Below are 24,138 nucleotides of genomic sequence, written 5' to 3' on the forward strand. Positions count from 1 at the left end.
CATCAAATAATGGCCAGTAATTACCTATTTCTTAGAGTTCTCTCAAGAATATATTCCGCTCTTTCTTTAAGATTGCCATATAATCTTATTTGATTTTTCAACTCTTCAATAGCTTCAAGTTGCCCATCATCTATTCTTTTTTCAATGTCTAATAATTTAGACCATTCATCACCTGACGGAAGCTGTAATGTATTAAGCATGTCGTCTGACAAGTTAACATCAAAAGTATTTCTATTAATGGTAATGTGAATATTAACTTCGTTTTGCAAATCATAATATTTACGCGGACGACCCCTTACAATCTTTTTATATGAAGAATTTAATATCCCTATGTCTTCCATCGCTCGCAAATGAGCAATAATAGCTTTTTGACCAATAGCTAATTCATTTGAAATTTCACTAACAAACATAGGTTCTTCCCTTAAAAGATTTATAATATCCCTTCTAGTCTTACAACCCATTACATCAAGGATGTCTTCTTTATCAATCCCTCCTTGTTGGTCATTATAGTTCCCTCTAATTTCTATACGGCCATTAGAAGAATTGACATTTCTATAACTTTTTTCATTTTTTTCAATGTCATTAATTCTGCTCATAATTTATACTATTATATCGAAACCTTTATATAACTTTTTGTTACTATAATAATGTAAGAGAAAGATAACTTTTGGTTACTTTAATATTTGGTTCAGAAAAACTTGAAGTAATAACTCTCAGACAATGAACCATTTTCCTATATATCCATAAATTCCCAAAAACCAAAATTAAGTAATCAAACGTTCAAGTTCTCGAAGAAGAGTTATTACAAAAGTTTTTCCAAAAACCTAAAAAAAAGGTGCAAATATGACTGACGAAAATAAAGGCGAAACTGAAGTTGAAGCTCAAGATATTCAAGAAAAATATGAAGAACTTCTTGAAGAATTAACTCTTAAAGACGAAGAGTTAAATCAACTCAAAGAAAATCTTGAAAAGCAAGAAGCTGAAACTCAAGAATACATTTCACTTTCACAAAGACTTCAAGCAGATTTCGAAAACTTCAAAAAAATTACTGATAAAAGAAACAGCGAACTAATTAAGTTTGCAAATGAAGATATAATAAAAAAGTTTCTTGATTGCTATGAAGATTTCGCTAGAGCTTTGGAAATTGAAAATAATGAAGATTTAAGAGATGGTGTAGAACTTATCTATAATAAATTTAAAGACATTTTAACAAAAGAAGGAATCGAAGAAATTCCTGCAAAAGGAGAAAAATTTGATTTGAACAAGCATGAAGCAATGATGGTTCAAAAGTCCGACGATGTTGAAAATGACTATATTATAGAAGAGTTAATGAAAGGCTACATGTACAAAGATAAAGTCCTTAAATATTCAAAAGTTATTGTTTGTAAAAAATAAAGTTTATTAAATTATTTATAAAAAAAATAGGTGATAATTATGTCTGATACTAAAAAAGAAAAAATAATCGGAATTGATTTAGGAACAAGTAACTCTGCTGCATCAGTGCTTGTAGGAGGTAAAGCAACTCCTATACCATCAGCAGAAGGAGCAAGCCAATATGGTAAATCATTCCCAAGTTACGTTGCATTTACCGATGATGGTCAAATGTTAGTAGGAGAACCGGCAAGAAGACAAGCTGTAACAAACCCTGAAAATACCATCAGTGCGATTAAAAGAAGTATGGGTACTGATCAAAAAGTTACAGTAAACGGAAAACAATATTCCCCACAAGAAATTTCTGCATTCATCTTGCAAAAAATCAAAAAAGACGCAGAAACATTCTTAGGCGAACCAATTGAAAAAGCCGTAATTACAGTGCCTGCTTACTTTGACGACAACCAAAGGACTGCAACAAAAGACGCAGGAACTATTGCCGGACTTGATGTTGTAAGACTCGTAAACGAACCAACAGCAGCAAGCCTCGCATATGGTCTTGATAAAGCCGATGATGATGATATGAACATCATGGTTTACGATTTAGGTGGAGGTACCTTAGATGTAACCATTATGGAATTCGGTGGAGGAGTATTTGAAGTAAAATCCACTAGCGGAGATACTCAACTTGGTGGTACTGATATGGATAACGTATTAATCAAATACTTGGCTGATGACTTCAAACAGCAAGAAGGTATTGATTTGATGGATAACGACCAAGCAGTACAAAGATTAAGAGAAGCTGCTGAAAAAGCAAAAATCGAATTATCCACTACCACAACTACCCAAGTTAACTTACCATTTATTGGAATGGGCAGTGACGGAACTCCTAAAAACTTAATTATTGACCTTACAAGAGCAAAATTAGAAGAATTAGTCGACAGTATTGTGGAAAAATCCAGCAAACCAATGCAACAAGCATTGGATGATGCTAAAATGAGCAAATCTGAAATTGATAAAATCATTTTAGTTGGTGGACCTACCAGAATGCCAATCGTGCAAAAATTCGTTGAAAACTTCATAGGCAAAAAAGTTGAACGTGGTATTGACCCGATGGAATGTGTATCAATGGGTGCTGCTATTCAAGGAGGAGTATTGGCCGGTGAGATTAAAGACATCGTTCTTTTAGACGTAACTCCATTATCATTAGGTATTGAAACTTTAGGTGGAGTATCAACTACTTTAATTGAAAGAAACACTACCATTCCTGCTAAAAAAAGTCAAATTTTCTCCACAGCTGCAGATAACCAACCATCTGTAGACATTAACGTATTGCAAGGGGAAAGAAAAATGGCTGCAGATAACACTTCACTTGGACGTTTCCAACTTGTAGGAATCCCACCTGCACCAAGAGGCATCCCTCAAATTGAAGTAACATTTGATATTGACGCAAATGGTATTATTAATGTAACTGCTAAAGATAAAGGAACAGGTAAAGAGCAAGCTATTACCATTACTTCCTCAACTAAATTATCCGATGAAGAAATTGAAGAAAAAATCAAAGAAGCAGAAATGAATGCTGAAGCTGATGCTAAAAGACAAGAAGAAATTGAAATTAGAAACAATGCTGATTCATTAATTTATACTTCTGAAAAAACCTTAGAAGAACTTAAAGATCAAGTATCTGAAGACGAAAAAACAAAAGTTGAAGACCTTGTTAAAGAATTAAGAGAACTTATAGCTGGCGATGACCTTGATGCCATTAAAGCAAAGTCTGATGAATTATCAAATATAATTCAAGAAATTGGTGCAAAAATTTACCAACAAGCACAAGCTGAAGCACAAGCACAACAGCAAGCAGGTGCTGATGCTAATGCAGGTGCTCAAGACAACGATGATGACACAATTGATGCAGACTATGAAGTAAAAGATGATTAGATCAAATAATAAAGTTTTATTAAATTGTTAGGTTATAACAAATCAGAATCAATCATAAACTAATGATTAATAAAACTATTATTTTTTCTATCTTTTTTTAAATTATTTTATAAGGTGAATAAATGGCAGACAAGCGTGATTACTATGAAGTTCTTGGAGTGGATAAATCTGCTGATGAAAAGACAATAAAAAAAGCTTATCGTAAATTAGCAAGAAAATACCATCCGGATGTTTGTGACAGACCTGATGCAGAAGATAAGTTTAAAGAAGTAAGTGAAGCTTACGCAGTCTTGTCTGATGATGAAAAACGTCAAAGATATGATCAATTCGGCCATGCAGGAATGGATGGATTTACTGCAGAAGACTTCTATCAAAACGTAAACTTCGAAGATATTTTCCAAGGATTCGATATAGGAAACATTTTTGACATGTTTGGTTTTGGTGGAGGTTCACGTTCAAGAGGCGGAAGAGCTGGCCCTCAAAGAGGCTCAGACATCTACACTGAAGTACCAATAACTTTAGAAGAAGCATTCAATGGATGCGAAAAAGAAATAAGAATTACTAGAAGTGAATTATGTCCTACATGTAACGGATCAAAGTCTAAACCCGGATCCTCTCCAGAAACATGTAAAGTATGTGGCGGAAGCGGACAGATTAAAGAAGTCAGCAACACATTTCTTGGACAAATGGTTAATGTAAGACCATGTAGAGAATGTGGAGGCAGTGGAAAAATCATTACTGACCCATGTGATGAATGTCATGGAAGAGGCAGTATTAGAAAAACTAAAACAATCAAAATTGAAATTCCGGAAGGAGTTGATGAAGGAAACCACTTAAGAGTTTCAGGTGAAGGAAACTGTGGTGAAGCAGCAGGTCTGGAAGGAGATTTAATTGTTACAGTGCATATTAAAAAACACAAAAAATTTGTGCGTGAAGGACATCACTTATACCTAGATCAGCAAATTAGTTTCCCTCAGGCGGCACTTGGTGATTTAATTACCATTCCTACTATTGAAGGAAAAGAAATTGAGTTTAAAGTTACACCCGGAACACAAAGTGAAACTGTTTATAAGTTAAGAGGCCAAGGTATGAACTCTGTTAGACATAATGGCAGGGGAAACCTTTATGTAACTGTAAAAGTGGTTGTTCCTAAAAAATTAAATTCAAAACAAAAAGATTTGCTTAAACAGTTCTCTGAAATTAGCGGAGATGAAATTAAACATGTCGAAAAAGGGCTTTTCGACAGAGTAAAAGAAGCAATGAAGTAAATTAGATAATACTAATTTACTTTCCCACATTTATACTGACAATAGGTGATGATATGCCGATTGGTGATGGAATACCATTATATGATTTAAAAGAAATAGGTTATAAAGTAGCCATTATATTCGGAGCGTTAATTGTAATTTATGGCGTTTTATGGTTACTTGCCGCGTTAAAAGTAATTCCAGCTATCGTATTTGCAATATTTCCCCAAATTGTTTTGATTTTAATTGGAATATTTATAATTTACATGGCTGTAGACCGCAAAAAGAAATATTATTAATTTCTTAATTTTTAAACCATCTTAAACTTCATTTTTCTCTTTTTTATCTGAATTTGCACTACTTCTTGATTACACAATCCAAAACTATTTTAAAAAAAAATTGAAATTTGACTTGAAATTTAACTACCAAATAATTGAAAATAACTAAGATTAAATTAATAGTTCTAAAAAACCATCCAAAATTAAGAAAAGAACATTCAAAATAATTAATAGCTATTTTGAAAATAACAAATATAAATTTAGTTATCTATATGAAAAAATAAAAAAATAATAGAGATAAAAATCCCTATCTTTTAACTACAATTTTAACAGATTTTGAAGATGCAGAATAATAACCGTTACCTGCAAATTTAACCACAGAAGTGTAAGATCCTTTTTTGGTTAATTTGGTAATCTTAAAAGTAGCTTTACCTTTAGAATTGGTAACTGCTTTGTAAGTTTTACCTTTAACTTTAATAGTAACTTTGACTTTCTTAATAGCCTTACCCTTATTGTCTTTTAAAGTGACAGTGTAAGATTTGACTTTAGATTTAGCTTTGAAAGTCTTTTTAGCTGCGGTTAATTTGGTTGGTTGTTTGGTTATTTTTATTTTTGCATTTAAGCTAGAAGCTTTAAAGTTATTATCTCCTGCAAATTTCATTTTCAAAGTGTAAGTGCCCACTTTAGAAGCGGAAAGTTTGAATTTGATTACACCTGATGAATTTGTGGTGTAAGTTTTGGTTTTACCATTAAAGTTAATGGAAACTTTTTTGTTTGCCAAAGCTTTTCCGTTTGCATCTTTTAAAGCAATATTATAGTATGATCCGGATTTAACAGCAGTTAAGTAAACGCTTACTGAAGTTTTTGCAACAATTTTAGTTGCAGACGGTGCAACAGCAATAGAACTTTCTACAGATTTAGGACCGTATACCTCATCACCATTAAATGAAACTACAACATTATAAATTCCTGCTGCAGGATTAAGTTTGAATATGGCATGACCATTTGCATCGGTAGTTGAGTTATAAACAACACCATTAATTGTTAAAAAGAGAACAATGTTTGAAATCGGATCGCCATTTTCATCTACCACTCCCACAGAGAAATCAGCACCTTTAATATAATCGGTAGATATACTTGGTGCAAATATGATAGTTTTTAATGAAGGAGTGTTATTGGTAGCTATAACCGCACCATCTGAAACAATTGAATTTGCCCCAACGCCTTTTTTAGATGCCAGATAATTTTTCTCTACAGTTAAATTAGATCCTGTGGCGTTAATTGCATAATCCCCAGTAGTTCTAATATCATTACCTGAGACAAGAACATTTCCTTTTAATGTTTTAAGACCTGTTCCTGATGTAACAACAGAATTGTTTTTAATTAATACATTGCCTTTAGTACTGATACCTAAAGAGTTTAAAGGCAATAAAGAATCTCCAGTACTGCTATTGCCCATTTCGGAACCTACAGTATAAATATTGTTAGAAACAATAGTGCCGTTATTCTTGATACTTGCAACAATACCGTAAGTGTAATTACCGGTAGCCATAATTGTATTATTAGAAATATATGGGTTAGGTTCCAGTAATTCCATACCGCAAGCAGCATAAGCATTAATCTCAATATTATTACTATCATAAGTAATGTTTTCAATAGGGCCCATATAGCTTGCAGAATAAATACCATAAACGACATTTACGGCATTTACAGCAATATGATTATTTCTCAAAACACCATTACTTGACAATGCATCAATATTAACACCATTAGCATAGTAATCATCAGAAGAAATATCTACGAAATTGTCACTGAGAGTAAAATTATCTGCAGAAACATAAACTCCATAAATATACTTGTGGCCTTCAGCATTAATCGTATTATTAGAAATTAGAATATCTGAACTGACAATCGGATAAATCAGATTGTAATCCTCGTCAAATTCAAAACTGTAAGGATTGCTTCTTACACTTAACACATAAATTGTATCATAACTGCCGCTTATATTATTATACTTAAGATTGACACGATTATTTGTGAATTTTACATCTTCACAGTAATACAAAACAATACCTTCAGAATAAACTGTTGGTTCATAAGTTAAAGGGTCATATTTCACATCAGAAGAAGGAATGCCAATAACTATATTGTTATTATCAACAGTAATGTTTTTAGCAGCAATTTTTTTATTTTCATTACCATTTACACGGATAGCATTATTAACAAAACTTCCATTAGTATTTCCAATAAATAGAATATCATTATTAGAAATTGTCATGTCACCTACATTGGAGTAAATCGCATAACTTTCAACATCACCAGCAGCACTAACATTAATCTTGTTATCAGTTATAGTAAACCTACCTTTTTCAACAAGATTAACACCAATACCTGTGGATTTAATATCATTTTTCTCGATTAACACATTACCTTTTACACTTACTCCTAAAGAGTTTAAAGGCAATAAAGGATCACCAGTACTATTGGCACCATTATTTGACCCCAAAGCAGATATTGAATTATTGGAAATAGTACCGTTATTTTTGATGCTTGCTACAATACCGTAAGTGTAATTACCATCCATAACAAGATAATTATTTGAAATGTAAGGACTAGCCTCAACAACTTCAATACCGCATGCAGCATAAGATTTAACCATAATCATGTTATTTACATAGGAAATGTTTTTAATAGCTCCATATAACTGGTAGGAATAAATTCCATATCCTGCAGAAGGGGAGTTTATGCTTATTACATTATTGCTTACAACACCATCAGATGAAGGGCCGTCTACGTTAATTGCATTTGCATAATATAAATCCGCTGAGGAATTAATCACATTATTTGAAATTTTAAAATCATCAGCAGAAACGTAAATAGAGTAGATATAATTATGGCCTTTAGCAGTTATTGTGTTATTGATAATTTCAACATTAGAACAGACAATCGAATCTGCAAAATTATAAGGATTTCCCCTTACACTTAATGCATAAACTGTATCATAATCACCGTTAAACTTATTATATTTTAAATCAAGACGGTTATCTACAAATTTTACCCCTTCACAGTAATAAAATACTATACCTTCAGAAAAAGTTTTTGCCGCATAAGTTGTAGGATCATAACCGACATTTACAGAAGGAATATCAATATTCATTATGTTGCCTTCAACAACAGTATTTTTAGAAGCAACAGCAGAACCTTCATCACCGGTTACTCGAATAGCATTATTAACAACAGTACCGTCGGTATTTCCAACATAGTTTATAGTATTGTTAATAATTTTTAAGTCATTTACAGCATTAGCAAAAATAGCATAACTGTCTACCCCTTCAAGAGTTTTGAAATTAATCATGTTATTGGATAAAGTTACACCATTTACATTTTCTATATTAAATAAAAAAACATCAGAATGAGCAAGAGTAAAACCATCAATTACGACATTATTAGCTCCGATAATGAAACTAACATTATTAAGTGCAGTGCCGTTACCGGATAATTTAATGGTTTTACCAATTGTCATATAATTGACATCAAGTCCAGTAAAATCTCCTTCAAATATTAATTCATCACTTGTTACACTATCCAATAATGTTCCATCATTTCCAAAATAATCATGGAAATTATCTTTATTAACAACATTGGATTGTGTTTCTAGAACAGAAGGCTCTGATAAAACAGACTCATCAGAATCAACTTCCATAACTGCTTCATCAACAAGCCCCCCATTATCATTTACGGCAACATTCTCATCAGAAACAGCAAAAACCGCACTAGCAGACAATAGCATTACTGAAAACAACATTACCAAGACGATTGAACACTTTAGTTTAATAATTCCACCTCATTTAATAATACTTAAATCAGACAATAGTCAAAATTATTTGATAAAAAATCCCAATATATTGACTATGATTAATATTTAGTAAATAAGAATATTTAAAATTTGTCAAATTAAAACTTAAAAAAAGAGATAAGAATAAAGGAAAAATCCTTTATCTTTTAATTGTAATTGTTTTTGATATAGTGCATCCGCCATAAGTCGATGTGACTGTATATTTACCTACTTTTAAATTTTTAATAGATAATGTGGCAATACCTTTACTGTTAGTTTTTACACTATATTTTTTACCTTTAATCTTAAAGACAACTTTTTTGCTCTTTAAGATTTTACCATTCTTGTTCACCAATTTGACAGGGAATTTAATTGTTTTAGCTTTCTTTTTAACAACATTCTTAGCTATTAAAGTAGGTTTAAAAGTTATCTTGCTTAAAACTTTAGTAGATTCATACTGAGCGGTTACTGTATAAGATCCAGCTTTTAGATTAATAGACTTATACGCCTTACCGGATTTATCTGTTTTAACCTTGTATGTTTTACCATTCACTTTAATAGTTACAATTTTGCCTGCACCAACATATTTACCGTCAATACCTTTAACACGGACAGTATATTTAATAGCATTTCCATAATAAACCGGATTGTTTTTATATTGATAAATTGAAGGTTTATACTGAGCTATTAACTTAGCTTCACCACTTGATGATTCAAAGTTATCATTTTCAACAGCCTCTGCAAGCAATTTATAAGTACCATATGCAGGAACTTCAGCAACTAAAGTGGCTACGCCATTTTTATCAGTTTTTGCCTGACCGATATAAACGTATTTTACTTGGAACCTATAAAATTTAACTGTAATCCCAGGTATAGGATTTCCGAAGCCATCCTTTACAACAACAACAAATTTTCCATCAGAATTTGGAACTGCAGTTACATCCTTATAGATAATATTAGAAATGCCCTTATCAATAGTTAAAATAGAATTGAACTGTTTAGTTAAATAATCCTCTTTAACTGCAACAGCAACAATAGAATAATCGGCAGGAGTGTAAGAATCATCGAATTTATATCTTAATGTTGCTACACCATCTTTAGAAATTGCACTGCCGATTTCCTCATCCTCGTTGATATAAAATTTAACCAGTACCCCATCAACACCAACATTCAAAACAATATCTGCAGTGCCCAAATAATTAAGAGTTATATCTGGAAGGATTCCCTCAAAAATATAGACATAATTACCACTGACAACATTGTTATTTGTATTATTAATAGCTTTATCACCTATACCTTTTTCGGAATTTAAATAATTATCAATTAATGTGTTGTTGACAGCCAAATCACTAACAATAACCGCATAGCCTTTTGTAGAAGTTATATTATTATCGGAAATGATGTTACTGGAAGATTTGGATTTGAGATAAATGCCTGCCAATCCAATACCAAATGAATCATAAACCGGATAGGTTATTTCCTCACCAGTTATATTATTGATCACCATATTTTTCACAATAGTATTATTTAAAGCATTTGAAAGTCCAATGCCGAATGCCTGTTTGGCTTTAATATCAAATATATTGTTATTTATAGTATTGCCATTTGAATTGAACGCTTCAAGCCCATAAACAATATCGGAATCCAATTTGAAAATATTTGATTTAACAATAGAATCATGAGAGATTTCTAAATTAATACCATATGAGAAATTATTAGATTTGGCATTGACAGTATTTCCGCTAAGAGTGGTATTTTGTGATGCATAACCAACTACCAAACCCTGAACAAAATAAGTTCCTTCTAAAACAATATTATTGTTAATGAACTTGTTATTAGTTGCACCTTTTCCTTCAGGAATAGGATGACCAGTATTGTGACCCAGTACCCCCATACCATAAATATAGGTATCATTAGCTTTTATATAAACCTCATTGTATGAAAAAGTATTATTGTGACTATTGAAATATAAATCTATGCCTACAGCAGAATTTGTAGACAAATTACTGTGGCCAGCAGAACTTGAATTAAATTCAACAGATGTCTTATTAAGTTTGGAAGTTACAGTTACTTTATTTCTAGAAACATTACATTCAGAGGAATAAACCATTAAAATACCATAAGTCCTATACACTTCGGTTAAAACATGATTTCCAGCAATTGTATTGCCGCTTGTACAAACAGAATTGCCATCTACACATGAAGACCCATCCACACAAGACGAACCGTCAACACAAGTAGATCCATCTACACAAGAAGAACCGTCAATACAAGTGGAATTACCATCAACGCAATGACTGCCTTCAAAAGCATGTTCAACTCCTGTTCCGACAGTATAGATAGTATTATTAATAAAATTACAATTTTCAACACTTATAGCAAGTAATGTGTAAGTTAAATAATTACCATTAGAATAAAGTTTGTTGTTTAAAACATCAATATCACTAGATTCTACAGCATAAATCGCATATGCTGCATTTGGATCTGTTACGTTAATGTTACAATTAGAAATTGTTGCGCCATAGGTATTGTATGCAAGAATTCCCCATGCATTTATTCTTTCTGAATCTTTATTTTTAATTGTTAAATTTTCAATCCAAACACCGTCAGAAACCCTGAATGTTGTATTGTAAAAAATCGGGTTTTTTCCAGTTATTTTAACTGCAGAATTAATGTATAATACTCCCATATTCACAAAGGTGCCTTCGAAGTACAAAATATCTCCATTTTTGATTAAAGTCTTTAAAGTGCCCCCTACCTCAAAATAATCACTATAATTTTCAGGAGTGACTGTGTAGGTTGTTCCATCGAAAATGTATTTTGGTTTTGACGGGTCAAAAGAACCTTCAGGAGTTGCAATGAGCTTACCTTTCGGAATTGTATTATTTTCAATAGTCCATGTAGTGGATGCATTAATTTCCCTTGCATCAATTGCATATTTATTTTCTGTGGAAATATTATTATCAACAATTGTTAAATTTCCAGGCATTCTTCTAGCACTTTCCTTGTTAATTAGGACGCCAATACCATTGCTGCAGGAAATATTATTACCGGATACAACCAAACCATAATGTTCGCCTTTCCAGAAGATACCTGCACCGGAAGTGGTAGTTATATTATTGTTTTTGATAGAAATATTGCTTCCACTAGGTTGAATACCATATCCGGAGGATACAACTTCAATTTTGTTATTTTCAATGATTACATTATTAACCGCATAAATTGCACCATAACCATTAATTATTTTTGCATTTTCAATGGAATTATTTCTTATTATTGAATTTGATGAACCTGCAATTGCATACTGTCCCCCAACCTCAATATTAGGATGGTTAAAATCTGCACCGGTAATATTGATAATTCTATTATTAACTATATAGTTAGGTGAAATAATTGAAGAAGATGAAATACCCATATATGCGCCAATTACTTTATTAGAGTCTATTCTATTGTATCCTCCCATTACTTGAATACCATAACCCCATGATGTTGGCAATACATTATATTTTACGGTGTTGTTATAAATTACATTATAATTAGAAACACCTCCGTCTAAAGGACCTCCTTCATAGCTAGATAAATATATTCCATTTGCATCATCACATTCAATATGATTGTTTGCAATATAATTATGATGGGCTCCACTAAGAACAACAGGTGAAGTTGACCTAGTTCCCTGACCTGCTCCGTAATTAATGCCGTAAGCACTAAATAAATTATTTGTTACATTATTGTAATTTGCATTATTAGCAATACAGATAGCGTAGGAAGACCTGCCAGTATTGTTAATAAAACAGTTTTTTACAGTACAGTTATTTACCCCGTTTAAAAAAATTCCATAACTTTCATCTGCAGTATTAGCAATTTTTAAACCAACAATGGAACTTCCGGCAGCTCCATTATAAAATGTAAAAACACAATTTTGCATTGGTTTTGAACCGGAATAAACAATATTTAAAGATTTATTAAAATTAAATTTATTTCCTTTCCAATCTCCGGTGAAATTAATAGTGTCTCCCGCCTTAACATTAGGAGAAATTAAATTTCCATTTTTATTAAAATACGTAGAATAGCTAGCCGCATTTATCTCATGCGTAGTAGCTTCATTTGAATTACCCTCAGAAAGCGGAATGCTTTCTTCAGATAACGAATCATCTAAAATAGTTTCATCACTACTTAAAGTATCATTTACATCCTCACTAGCACAAACAGTGGCCATTGACAGGAAAAAAAGTAGCAATAAAACCAATGATACCTTAGTTTTCTTAATCATAACACAACACTCACATTAAATTCGATTACAGCTTAAAATAAAATTAAATTAAACTTTAAGAATAATCTATTAAGTATTATATTTATAATTAAAGTATATTTAAAAATTTCTAAAAATAAAAAAAAGTTGATGATTAAATTAATAATCATCATAGTCTTCGTCTTTCTGGTTTCTAACATATCCAACAAAGAAGATTGCAATTAAAATAATAATAGCAATTACAACAAATATCGGCATGCTAGATTCTGCTGAACTTGAAGATTTAGAAGTAGACTTCTGAGACAACTCATATGCAGCAGCACCTGAGTCTCCTGAAGAAGCTCCTGAACCCTGAGATTGAGAAACTGATTTTGCATTACCTTTCTCAGACATATCCTGTCCAGCAGATGTTTTACCTGATTCACTATTTGATTGTTTTCTATCATTTGTTCCATTAACTAGTTCATGGGCATTTTTATTCCCATCATCAACATCAGAATTTTCATTCTTATACAATGGATCAGTATTAGTGGCCTGAGCCAATATCTCTGCAAATTTTTGTTTTAAATCAGGAGATAGTGAACTTGCTTGAATAATTTTCATATTGAATTCAAGGTTTTTACAGGTGTGGTGACAACATGCAACACCATACTTAATAACCTGATTCATGTATTCATTAGCAATCTTTTCAAGCATTTTGCTATCTGCATCCCAAACACCTTGAGTTCCCAAATAGAACATGTGCGCAAGGGAAGACTGTAAACCAACAGAAGTACTTGAACTGGTGACACTGCTGGCCAAACCTAAAAGAGTATCCGTCATTTGATTACCTAACTCTTTATTTAGCTTATTATTACTAATAGTTAAAATACCGAAAGTGTTTTGCATTCTTGCCGCAATCCAGTTCATACCCGCAGCTGTTCCTTTAAGAGGTCCAAGATATTTTGGATTTAAGAGAGTTGTTCTGATTTCAAACTCCATCTGTTCCTCATATGTTCTAGGAACATAACGATTTTTATCCCTAATATCTACAAATGCAGTATCAGGTCTGCTTAAACCTTCTCTTTCTCTTAAAATTGAAGCTGCATTATACAAACCACCAAACCAATCATAATAATCATCGGAATCTAAAATTCTCCATGTACTATCAAGGTTTTGTGTAATCAATTCAGTTTTTGTAAGGAGATATTTGAAAGTATCTTTTTGTTTATTGATAACAATATTATCCCCATCAATAGTCCATGCAAATGAAACAGCATCAAGATACCTATTCATTCCAACTACATTAACAGTGGATTTATTCCAATCAGCAGTATTCGGAATAAGAGTGCTCATTCCGGTTCCTTCAAGAATGTTGCCCGGAAGACCGAATAATCTGTCAAGTGTAGGATTTTCATTGTAATGTTTTATAACATAATTATCCTTTTCACTTTCACCGGAATCCGCTGCCAATCTAGTAGCGGTTACCATCCACCTAATCCAATCTTTATTATTGGTAACTAAACTTGCAAATACGTCAATTCTAGGCCTTTTGACAATAGAACCATCATTTAATCGGATAGTCAAATTTTCCAATGGAATTAGTTTAACACCTGAAACTTTACCGTTTTCAGCCCACTCAGGCATACATCCCAAGAAGTATAGGAATTCTGCAACACCAATTCCTTCAGTTCTTGATATTTCAGTACCCCATAAAATCAATGCAGTCATTTCAGGCCATTTACCATGTTTTTCATAATAATTGGCAAGCAGCAAATCAACAATTTTAACTGCAGACTCATATGCTGCATGTGACGGCATTCTTGAAGGGTCTGAAGCATATCCGTTAGCACCTGTTGGAATTGAATCACCATATGCCGGGTCGGCAAACAAACCTGCTTTGACATATCCTCCGGATAATGCAGTAAGAATTGCGTTCCATTCATTATTATTTTGAATTTTGACAATTACTTCTTCTGCATACTTCAGGGAAGAATATAATGAACCGGTTTTATTTATTCCCAATAGTGAAGCAAATTTATCGGCAGAAGACCCGTTAACTAAAGCGTCAGTATAATATTTCAAAAATGATTCAATAGAATGACGTTCATTTATGTATTTTAAATCACCCTGAACATCTTTATAGAAATCTTTACCCTTCAAATTCGGATATAAGAACTCCATTATCTGATTATAAATTTTAGTTTGAGAAGATACAATAGTGATAACTTCTTCGGATAATTCTTCACCGGTTAAGACTTTACCTAAAGTATGTAAACCATATGTCATTAAGTCATCAGCCATATTTTCAAGATAGAGATGTAATTCATCTACCCATTTATCAAATGATTCGCCTTTAGACATACTTCTAAAACCTAATGACGGAGCTAATTTGAGAATCTTTTCTTTATATACTTCGGCATTAGAAGTAACATTAAGTTTTACCTGATCTTTATAATAGGTAATATAGTTATTTAAAAGAGTATAATTACCATGTAATCCAGAAGATACAATAGCAGGAGTCATGTGTGTAATGACCATTGATGCAATTCTATCTCTTGCAACCATAGCCTCACCAGGATTAGAAACAATATACGGATATATTGTTGGGATTTTAGTTAATTCAAATGCCCAGTCACCAGCACTTACACCAAGATTTTTACCAGGCAACCATTCCAATGTTCCGTGAGTTCCCATATTGATGACTGCATTAGCTTTTGCAACTTTCTCCAGCCATTCATAAAATGCAACATATTGTTGGTGAGGAGGCAATTTCCTATCATGGAAATTTTGAATAACTTCATTTAAATCTGCTTCCTCCCATCCTCTACTAGGCTGGTAAGTGATGAAAACATTGCCGAACCAAACTCCAGGAATAACTAAATATTGTTGATTTTTATCTTTATAAACCATTGATTTGCCTAAACCTGCTCCCCATTGAGTAACCATTTCTTCATATAACTCCTCAGGAAGGTCAGCAGTTAACTTAATAAAATCATCCATTGAAATTAATTGATTATGTTTGACTAATTCATTCCAGTTGTTTTTAACATACTTATTAAGCAATCCTCCAGCCCAAGAACCTTTATTCCCATTATCAAATAACAGTTCAGTGAACTCTTTAATACTCATCATTTTACTGATATTGCCAATGGAATAACCTTCTTCATGCAATTTAAGAAGTAAATCATAAGTACTTTGAATTACATCCAGATATGATGCACCAATTTCAGCCTTACCAGGCGGATAATTATAAAGAACAATAGCCACTACTTTTTCAGAATTATTCAACTCCTTTAAGTCAGCCCATTTACTGCTGAGCTGAACCATTTTATCAATACCCGGTTGAATTACATGAGTTTTACCCTCCTCATCAAGATAAGATAAAATAACAGGACCGAACACTCCTTCAAAACTTGGATAGGTTACAGAATATGTCCATTCTACCTGAGGACCGAGTTCACTTTCATGACTATATTTGGAGATTTCATTTACACCTTTAAGAATTTCCAAATCAATATCAGATAGATCTTTTTCAGCAGACCCGTTAGCATAACTTAAAGACCAACTATATAATGAAGTAATAGCTGATATCCCAACTTTTGAAACATTTTTAATTTTTTTCAATATTGAAGACATTGAAGGATTAGTAGAAAATTTAAAAACATTAAATGCAGGTCTACCAACCTTTTCATAACCTCTAATTAAAGAATCAACTACATCTCCACCACAATAGTAAGTAGCAATAGCTATGAACTTCTTGTCGGGACTAAATTTATTAATGAATTTATTTTCAAACTGAACAAATAAATTAGTAGGATCTAAAATATTTGCAAACCAATCTTGATAGTTTTGAATCATCCAGTTTAAACTCCCAATACCGTCGCAATTATACCCCGGATTTGTACGAATCCACTGGTTAATCAGTTTACCTTCAGGATATATTGTGAAAATACCTATATCAGGATGATAAAATCCACATTCAGGACCCATCTGAGGTGAATTAGAATCATTGAGAGTCGGATTTGCATACTTTGATGGATTAATTAAATAATATATATATTTAAGATAGTTTTTCATATTATGCTGCAAAATATCTGAGGAATTGATTTTTTCAGCCTGGAAATAAGAACCTACATATGTATTTTCAATAGTATGATAAGTATTGTTTTTCGGATCTGCACCAACAATGTGCAATCCTGTTGAATCTAAAATACCTCCATTATAAACACCAAAAGTATAAGCGACATTATATCTTGCATTAGCTGGAGAGACTGAAAGCAATTTCTTCAATTTTTCAGCAGTGAATGTGGCATATGCACCTTCAGCAAACATGTCGATATGGATAAACTGAGCATGTTCAGCCAGCCACTCTCTAGAGGTATCATACTTACCAGTATCGATATAAGCGATTCTTTTAGACATGTTCATCAAAACATTTATCTTTTCCTTGTGTGACTTATAATCAACCAGCAGCAGTATATCCGGAATGAAATCGAATACTCCATTTAAAGTTCCAGAGTTTTTAGAAAAGTCCAATATTTTAGATTTTTGCGGCTCATAATCAGCATAGCTAACTTCAACATAATATTTTATTGATTTTAAATTTTTAATAGAAACAAATCCTTTCGAATCGGTTTTATGTGTTGAAATTAGCTTATGATTAGAATCATATAGCTTAACTGTTGCTCCAGCTAAGTTATAGCCATCCTCATCCCAACTATTAGCAGTTTCATTATAATGGTGTTTAACATTAACATTGATTACATTCTTAGTTGAAGACAATACTGATCTGTTAACATGAGAACTTTGAACATCTGAAATAGCCGAACTTACCTGAACTTCATCAATATCGCAAGGAGCCGATATGACCTCATCAGCCGTTTCGTTTGTTTCGGCAAAAGCGAAATTTAAAGAAAATAAAAGTAAGCCCACAGCAAACAATAGAACTAATAGCTTATTATCAATTTTTTTCGTGATTTTCACCTCTTTTTACATTTAATCACCATAGCAATGTAAAAATACCTTACTATAGTTTTAAGTTTAATTTGAAAATATATAAAGTTTATTAAAATTAAAATAACTTTAAAACCAATCATACAACTGTTAACACAAATAAGATACATTTATAAAATATAACTACCTAATAAAATGTACCAATATTAAAGAGGTGACATTAATGGGTAAGATTAACATTAAAATGATTATTTTATCAATAGCCATTATAGGAATGCTTATCCCTGCAGGATTTGCAGCTAATGATAAACAGGCCGTAATAACCTATGGTGAAACTACATACAAAAATGCAAATTACAAGAATGCCGTTGATACATTCTTTGAAAATCAGGCACATATGGATTTAAAAGGAGTGAATTCAAAAATAATTACTGCAAAGGAAGTAAATAAAATCTCAAGTACAATAACCGGAAAGCAGTATAACTCAAATCAGATTTTCTCCTCAGCATTAGTTAATTTAAACGACAATGGAAACCTTAAGGTTACTGTAGATAAATCCAAAATCACTACAATAACCGGAAATATGTACTTATCTGCATTGAAATCCTCTGGAATCACAAGCGGACATGTTTACGTAACCAGCCCAGTTACAGCCACCGGCGAATCTGCATTGACCGGCATTATGAATTCCTATGAAGTTGTCACAGAAGTTGAAATACCTGATACTGTTAAAAAGGCAGCAAACAATGAAATTTACACACAGGCAGAAATTGTAAAAGAATCCAATGTTAGCGCTGATGACTTATCTAACTTAGTTGACGATGTTAAAGAAAAAGTTCAGGAGGAAAACATTACCGATCAGCCAACTATCGTTAATATAATCAACAACTACACAATTAAATACAATATTAACATTACCGACAGTGACATTGAAAACCTTGCAGAAAGTATTGTACAGCTACAAAATGCTCAGGAAGACATCGAAAATTACCAGACCGAACTGAATAATGCTTTAAACAGTACAAATGCTAACTTAAATACAGGATTTTTAGAAGGACTATTTAACTAATAGTCCTAATTCTTTTTAAATCAATTTTTTTAATTCATCAAGATTTAACTCAATAAACTCCCTGTGATTGGGATTTGACAATATCTTATACTGCTTTATATTTGTTTTTAAATAAGTTTCATAGAGAATTTCTTGCAAATCACAAACCTCACATGACAATACAACATTCAACTTGTTTTTTTCATCATCGGTTAAATTAACAATATATGATTGAATTGTTGATTTGAATTTAGCCACCAAATTTGAATTCTTTTTAGCTACTCTTTCAAGCAAAAAAGGTGGCGCCAGTAAAAATAGCTTGTTATACTCAATAACATCATTGCATGTGATTTTTTCGACCACAATATCACCTTTAAAATATTGCTAAAGTAAATTACAGAAACTAAGAAAATAGAATATTTGTCCTTTTAAATATAAATAATTAATTTTCATGGCCTGTTAAGAGTAACCCACCTTCTGTTTAACAGCATTCATCTAAGCGTGCTACCTTGCCTACTCAAGAGATTATCGGCAACTTTGCTCTTGCATCCTATGGAATGGCCGTTTCACCAATTCTTTTAATGTCCTCAATTAAATATCATCGTCTACCATTAAAAGCTGTATCGTTTCTGCTCCAGTGTCATGCTTCTCAGCATGCGTCTTTCAACGCCATAGTCTTGTTTGATGGGCGGAGTTTCCTTAGTTAATTAACCAGCAGCTGCCTTTAACTTGCCATGAAAAAATAATTAATATAAATAGTAGCAGGGCCTAGATTTGAACTAGGGATCTCGGGGTTATGAGCCCCGCGGGATCACCAGACTACCCCACCCTGCTATACACATAAAAACAGTAGTTACCTACACTATAAATTATGGAAAATATAATATATATAGTTTTCGGAAAAAAGGTGAAAATCAAAGAAAATAAGTTATTTATTTTCTAATGATTCAATTCTTTTATCCAAACTGTCCATTCTTTCTTCAGTAACTTTTTGGAATTCTTTAGATGATTTTTTAAATTCATTAAAACTTTTCTCTAAGTCATCAACATTAGATATAGTTTCATCAAATTTATCCTGAAGAGCATCCAATTCTTCTGTAGTAGCCAAGGACCATTCCTTAATTAACTGATCACTTTTTTCATCTAAAAATGCATCAAGTTTATGTGAAAATGCATCAGCATTAAGGCTGGAAACATCAATATCGCTTAATTTAACTTTGATTCTATTACCCATTGATTTAGATTCTTTATCATCGGAATCTTCTTTAGACAAATCTGCATATTCAGAAGACTTTCTATTTAAAACCTCATCCATATGCGCATCTGCACTTTCAGGAACAATGTCTCGCAATTTATCCATAGTCTTCGGACTATTTAATAAATAATAATAAACTAAAATAACAATCGCAACGATTAAAATTAAAATTGCAACTGCTTCAATAAGATCCATATTACCACCTATTTGTTTAATTTATTGAGTTTTTTCTCTTTTGCTTCAATTTCTTTAAGCATTTTTTCTAATTTTCTCTGTTCAGTTTCAGCTTCAAGTCTGGCCAATCTTTCATTGATTTCTGAGTGAAGATAACCAACATTACTCCTTACTTCAGTAGTGGATTTTCTAATAGCTGAGAGACTGTCCTGTTGCTCCTGAGGTAACGGAATCGGATTGTCCATTAATCTTTTAGATTCAATGTCTTTTTCTACCATGGACATTTTTTTAAGTTCAATTTCCTTTTCAAGCAATAAAATTGAATTTTTTGATTCAGCAACCTTTTTCCATTGGAAAACAATAATAATCAACACAATAGCAACAATTATCAGAACAATCAAAAGAAAAATTTGATTTGGAATTGCAGTAATAGCATCCATTTTTTAACCTCCAATTTATATTTATAGAGTAAAGTAATATAAATATAATATAAATCTTATTTATTAAATAATTAATTATTATCAAAAGAAGGAATAATGCATGATAGAGTCTTATATTAAAGCTGGAAAGATTGTTTCAAACATTCGTGAAGAAGCTTCAAAGATGATTGAAGATGGAAATTTAGTTATTGATCTTGTAAAGTATGTAGAAAGCGAAATATTAAATAATGGCGCTGAAATCGCATTTCCGTGTAATGTATCAATAAATGAAATAGCAGCACATTATACATCACCTCTCGGTGATGCGACTGCATTTAAAGCAGGAGACATGGTGAAATTAGATTTGGGTGCAATGGTCGATGGCTGTATTGCCGATTCAGCAGTTACAATTATCGCTGGCGGAAACATTGATGAAAATTATACCCAAGACGAGATTAATCTCCATGAAGAAATTAAAGATGCATCAGCAGCAGGTCTTGAAGCTGCAATTGCCACAGCCAGAGCAGGAGTAGAAGTTTCAAAAATAGGAGCTGCAGTTCATGAAGCCATTTCACAGTATCATCTAAATCCGATTTTCAATTTGACAGGCCATAGCCTGGAACAGTATAATCTGCATGCAGGAATTTCAATTCCAAACTATGACAATCATGACAATTATGTTTTAGAAGAAGGCCAGGCCATTGCAATCGAACCATTTGCAACAAATGGAGAAGGGATTGTAAATGATGCTCCAGGGCATTATATTTTTTCATATATGGCGAACAAACCATTCAGGATGAAAACAACACAAAAAGTTTTAAAATACATTCAGCACAACCACCAATACGTTCCTTTTTCAGGAAGATGGATTAGTGAAGAATTTGGAGAACGAAAAGGAGGAATTGGTTTAAAGCAATTATCAGAAGCAATGGCCATTTATCCTTATGCGCCGCTTCGTGAAAAAGAAGGCTGTTTTGTAAGTCAAAAAGAACATACAGTCATTATAGAAAAAGAAGGTTGCACCGTTACAACTATTTAGAAGAAGTTATATTTTCCCCATCTATTTTTTATCTAAACCGGAATTAAAAAAAAAAGAAAAAAAGAAAGAAGATTTAATAAATAGCTGGGATTTTAACTCCCATTTTTGCTCTTCTTTCACGTTCTGCATTGTTTTTGTCTTTTTTATCTTTAGCTAATTTTTCAAGCAAAGGAAGACCAGGTTTTACTTCATCGATTGGTTTTGTTTCAATTAAACCAGCAGAAACTGCAGCTTTAAATATGTTGTTACCATCGTCAGTTCTGGTTAAAACAGTAGACCATCCGTCTGGAGATCCTACAGAACCGGTGGATACATCAGCCCATTCAGCAACATAGTCATTACAAATGTTACATCCTGCTTGTTCGTAACCGTGAGTTTCTTTAATAGCTAAACCAGAGTCTTCGCCGTCTTTGGTTAACCAGAATTTTCCTTTACCGATGTCCATTTTAGTAGCATCGGTTAAGCTGTCAAATCCTAATTTTGCAGTAGCAAAGGTATCAAGAGAAGCCATAGGGAAGTTTTCCATACAGTAGATTCCGACGATTAATTTAATTTTATCGGCGACAAATCTAGTGAATGGGTAAGCTTGTGCTTTTCTTAAACCTTGGACCTGACATGGTGTTGCTACAACTCCAAGTTTTTCAAGACCGTATTGACGGGTTGCTTCTTTTAAAGCAGATAAAGTAGGAGACATTGAATATTTAGTTCCAGCAGCAGCAATTACTTCATCAGAAGAAGTTACTACAGTAGGAATAGGTCTCCAATCATCATCAGGAGTTCCAGCTACAACTGCACCTTCGATTATTCCCTCATCAAGTGCATAACAGAGCAATGCAGATACAATTCCTCCGTCTTGTGATACATCTAGAATTTTTTTCTCAGTAGATCTAGCTGAGATTGCTTCTTTATAAGTACCTAATGGCATATTCATTCCTCCTAAAGTCCTGTTTCCTTTTTGATTCTTCCTTCAGGTAACCATGACCTTGGACACATCATGTAACAAGATCCGCATTTGATACATCTGTCTTTATCACAGCTAGGTCTACCTTCTGCGAAGCCCATTGCTCTAGTTGGACAAGCAAGAGCGCAAGTTCCACAACCAGTACATAATCCTTGTCTAATAACATTGGTTAATACGTCACAACCGCATCCTTTATCACATGCAGCCCAATCCATTGCCGGTTTTAAGTAGTCTAAGTCACCTTCACATAATGCAACAACAGCTTTTGCAATCATTTCAGGAGCTACAGGACAACCTGGAAGTGCAAGGTCAACTTTAACTAATGAATTAATTGGTAAGAAAGATTCATGTTTAGGTTGAGCTTGTTGTCCACCGCGAGAGTATGTGGTGAAACAACCGGTAATCGCACAAGATCCGAATGCTGCGATTAAACCGGATTTTTTCCTAGCTTCTAAAAGTTCGTGTACACTGTGTTCATCTTGTAAACAAACTGATCCTTCAATTAAACATAAGTCCATTTCAGGCATTTCTTCAGCAAAGGTTCCGTGAATCCATTTATCAACTAAAGTTTGTCCGTATACGATGTCAACCATATCTGTTAAAACTGTGGATAGGATGTCATAATTTTCGGTTAAAGACATTGCATCCCCAGTACAACCACTTAAGTGTATGTAACCAATACGTGGTTTTGATGAAGCTGCTTTAGGTTCTTCTGCAGGTGCAGGAACAACTTCTTCAACTTTTTCCTCTACTTTTGGAGCTTTAGGTTCGGATGAACCACCAAAAGCCTTTTTTAATTTATCAAACATTATTTTACCCCAATTTCATTTAAAATAATATCAATAGCTTCAGGAATTGCCTTTTCAACAGATTCAGATAACCCTACTTCAACATCAGGTGTTGGAATACATTCGGGTTTACAACCAACAATTACGACTTCACATTTTTCAGCGATTTTCTGAAGAGGTTCTTCAACAGTCATACCATGAGGATTATCATATTTGCCCACCTGCATAGCATTAGGGTCAAATACACCTACTGTGCCGGGTTCAGCATTGGATTCAACTACATCAATAACAATTAATTTTTTCCAGTCATATTCATTATACAAAGGGAAGAAATTCATTGGTGCAGCAGTTCCCCCATCAATAAACTGAACTCCATCCGGTAAAGTTAAACCATTAAATTTTCCTTTAATAATGTTTAGAACATCACCATCAAATTCTTCTTCAACATACGAAGTAACTGCCGGATCATAATAATCATTTTTATCATTAAAGTATTTCTGTAAAAGATTAATTAAAATTGGACCGAAACCGTCATCCTTAAATAAGATATTTCCGCATCCAATAACTATTATGTCCGAATCATAAGGCATTATTTATC

16 protein-coding genes, 1 tRNA gene and 1 other RNA gene are annotated in these 24,138 nt (G+C 32.7%); 6 read left to right on the forward strand and 12 right to left on the reverse strand.

Features of this window, described 5'->3' with window-relative positions:
* Nucleotides 1-20: 20 nt before the first annotated feature.
* Complete coding sequence (locus Q4Q16_RS00960; RefSeq protein ID WP_303345524.1) at nt 21-596, reverse strand: ArsR family transcriptional regulator; 576 nt, start codon at nt 594-596, stop codon at nt 21-23.
* A 247-nt stretch (nt 597-843) separates the two neighbouring features.
* Here Q4Q16_RS00960 and Q4Q16_RS00965 point away from each other — a divergent pair, with 247 nt between their 5' ends.
* The 4 genes from Q4Q16_RS00965 (at nt 844) to Q4Q16_RS00980 (ending at nt 4,855) form a co-directional block, all read left to right on the forward strand.
* Complete coding sequence (locus tag Q4Q16_RS00965) at nt 844-1,395, forward strand: nucleotide exchange factor GrpE (protein ID WP_303345525.1); 552 nt, start codon at nt 844-846, stop codon at nt 1,393-1,395.
* Nucleotides 1,396-1,434: 39 nt separating this feature from the next.
* Nucleotides 1,435-3,309, forward strand: coding sequence for a molecular chaperone DnaK (dnaK, locus tag Q4Q16_RS00970; protein ID WP_303345526.1), 1,875 nt, complete (start codon nt 1,435-1,437; stop codon nt 3,307-3,309).
* 122 nt (nt 3,310-3,431) lie between these two features.
* Nucleotides 3,432-4,577: a molecular chaperone DnaJ gene (gene dnaJ, locus Q4Q16_RS00975; RefSeq protein WP_303345527.1), complete on the forward strand. Its 1,146-nt coding sequence runs from the start codon at nt 3,432-3,434 to the stop codon at nt 4,575-4,577.
* A 53-nt stretch (nt 4,578-4,630) separates the two neighbouring features.
* The gene (locus Q4Q16_RS00980; RefSeq protein WP_303345528.1) at nt 4,631-4,855 is read left to right on the forward strand and encodes a hypothetical protein; all 225 of its coding nucleotides are present in this window, start codon (nt 4,631-4,633) and stop codon (nt 4,853-4,855) included.
* A gap of 286 nt (nt 4,856-5,141) precedes the next feature.
* On the opposite strand, the gene Q4Q16_RS00985 is transcribed toward Q4Q16_RS00980, so the two are convergent.
* The 3 genes from Q4Q16_RS00985 to Q4Q16_RS00995 all read right to left on the reverse strand — a co-directional run bounded on the left by Q4Q16_RS00985 (nt 5,142) and on the right by Q4Q16_RS00995 (nt 17,835).
* Nucleotides 5,142-8,645 (reverse strand): hypothetical protein, encoded by a 3,504-nt coding sequence (locus Q4Q16_RS00985; RefSeq protein WP_303345529.1) that lies wholly within the window; start codon nt 8,643-8,645, stop codon nt 5,142-5,144.
* A gap of 184 nt (nt 8,646-8,829) precedes the next feature.
* Entirely contained in the window at nt 8,830-12,942 is a 4,113-nt protein-coding gene (locus tag Q4Q16_RS00990) for a right-handed parallel beta-helix repeat-containing protein (RefSeq protein ID WP_303345530.1), read from the reverse strand.
* Between the two features lie 138 nt (nt 12,943-13,080).
* Nucleotides 13,081-17,835: a cobaltochelatase subunit CobN gene (locus Q4Q16_RS00995; RefSeq protein ID WP_303345532.1), complete on the reverse strand. Its 4,755-nt coding sequence runs from the start codon at nt 17,833-17,835 to the stop codon at nt 13,081-13,083.
* 244 nt (nt 17,836-18,079) lie between these two features.
* Between Q4Q16_RS00995 and Q4Q16_RS01000 the strand changes: the two genes are divergently transcribed.
* Nucleotides 18,080-18,925 (forward strand): DUF1002 domain-containing protein, encoded by an 846-nt coding sequence (locus Q4Q16_RS01000; RefSeq protein ID WP_303345533.1) that lies wholly within the window; start codon nt 18,080-18,082, stop codon nt 18,923-18,925.
* 15 nt (nt 18,926-18,940) lie between these two features.
* Here the strand turns inward: Q4Q16_RS01000 and Q4Q16_RS01005 are convergent, their stop codons facing one another.
* The 5 genes from Q4Q16_RS01005 to Q4Q16_RS01025 all read right to left on the reverse strand — a co-directional run bounded on the left by Q4Q16_RS01005 (nt 18,941) and on the right by Q4Q16_RS01025 (nt 20,773).
* The gene (locus tag Q4Q16_RS01005) at nt 18,941-19,267 is read right to left on the reverse strand and encodes a hypothetical protein (protein WP_303345535.1); all 327 of its coding nucleotides are present in this window, start codon (nt 19,265-19,267) and stop codon (nt 18,941-18,943) included.
* 91 nt (nt 19,268-19,358) lie between these two features.
* Nucleotides 19,359-19,637, reverse strand: an RNA gene (gene rnpB / locus Q4Q16_RS01010) — RNase P RNA component.
* Nucleotides 19,638-19,663: 26 nt separating this feature from the next.
* A tRNA-Met gene (locus tag Q4Q16_RS01015) sits at nt 19,664-19,738 on the reverse strand.
* 94 nt (nt 19,739-19,832) lie between these two features.
* On the reverse strand, nt 19,833-20,354 hold the full coding sequence (locus tag Q4Q16_RS01020; RefSeq protein WP_303345537.1) for a hypothetical protein: 522 nt from the start codon (nt 20,352-20,354) through the stop codon (nt 19,833-19,835).
* An 8-nt stretch (nt 20,355-20,362) separates the two neighbouring features.
* Nucleotides 20,363-20,773 (reverse strand): hypothetical protein, encoded by a 411-nt coding sequence (locus Q4Q16_RS01025; protein WP_303345539.1) that lies wholly within the window; start codon nt 20,771-20,773, stop codon nt 20,363-20,365.
* Between the two features lie 100 nt (nt 20,774-20,873).
* On the opposite strand from Q4Q16_RS01025, the gene map reads away from it, so the two are divergent.
* On the forward strand, nt 20,874-21,791 hold the full coding sequence (gene map / locus Q4Q16_RS01030; protein WP_303345540.1) for a type II methionyl aminopeptidase: 918 nt from the start codon (nt 20,874-20,876) through the stop codon (nt 21,789-21,791).
* Nucleotides 21,792-21,864: 73 nt separating this feature from the next.
* On the opposite strand, the gene frhB is transcribed toward map, so the two are convergent.
* The 3 genes from frhB to Q4Q16_RS01045 are packed head-to-tail and all read right to left on the reverse strand — an operon-like array spanning nt 21,865 to nt 24,130.
* Nucleotides 21,865-22,716 (reverse strand): coenzyme F420 hydrogenase subunit beta, encoded by an 852-nt coding sequence (gene frhB / locus Q4Q16_RS01035; RefSeq protein ID WP_303345541.1) that lies wholly within the window; start codon nt 22,714-22,716, stop codon nt 21,865-21,867.
* Nucleotides 22,717-22,727: 11 nt separating this feature from the next.
* Complete coding sequence (gene frhG, locus Q4Q16_RS01040; RefSeq protein ID WP_303345543.1) at nt 22,728-23,561, reverse strand: coenzyme F420 hydrogenase subunit gamma; 834 nt, start codon at nt 23,559-23,561, stop codon at nt 22,728-22,730.
* Complete coding sequence (locus Q4Q16_RS01045; RefSeq protein ID WP_303345544.1) at nt 23,561-24,130, reverse strand: hydrogenase maturation protease; 570 nt, start codon at nt 24,128-24,130, stop codon at nt 23,561-23,563. Before Q4Q16_RS01045 ends, frhG begins: the two co-directional genes overlap by 1 nt.
* Nucleotides 24,131-24,138 lie beyond the last annotated feature (8 nt).

The organism is Methanobrevibacter sp. (assembly GCF_030539875.1).
GTDB lineage: Archaea > Methanobacteriota > Methanobacteria > Methanobacteriales > Methanobacteriaceae > Methanocatella.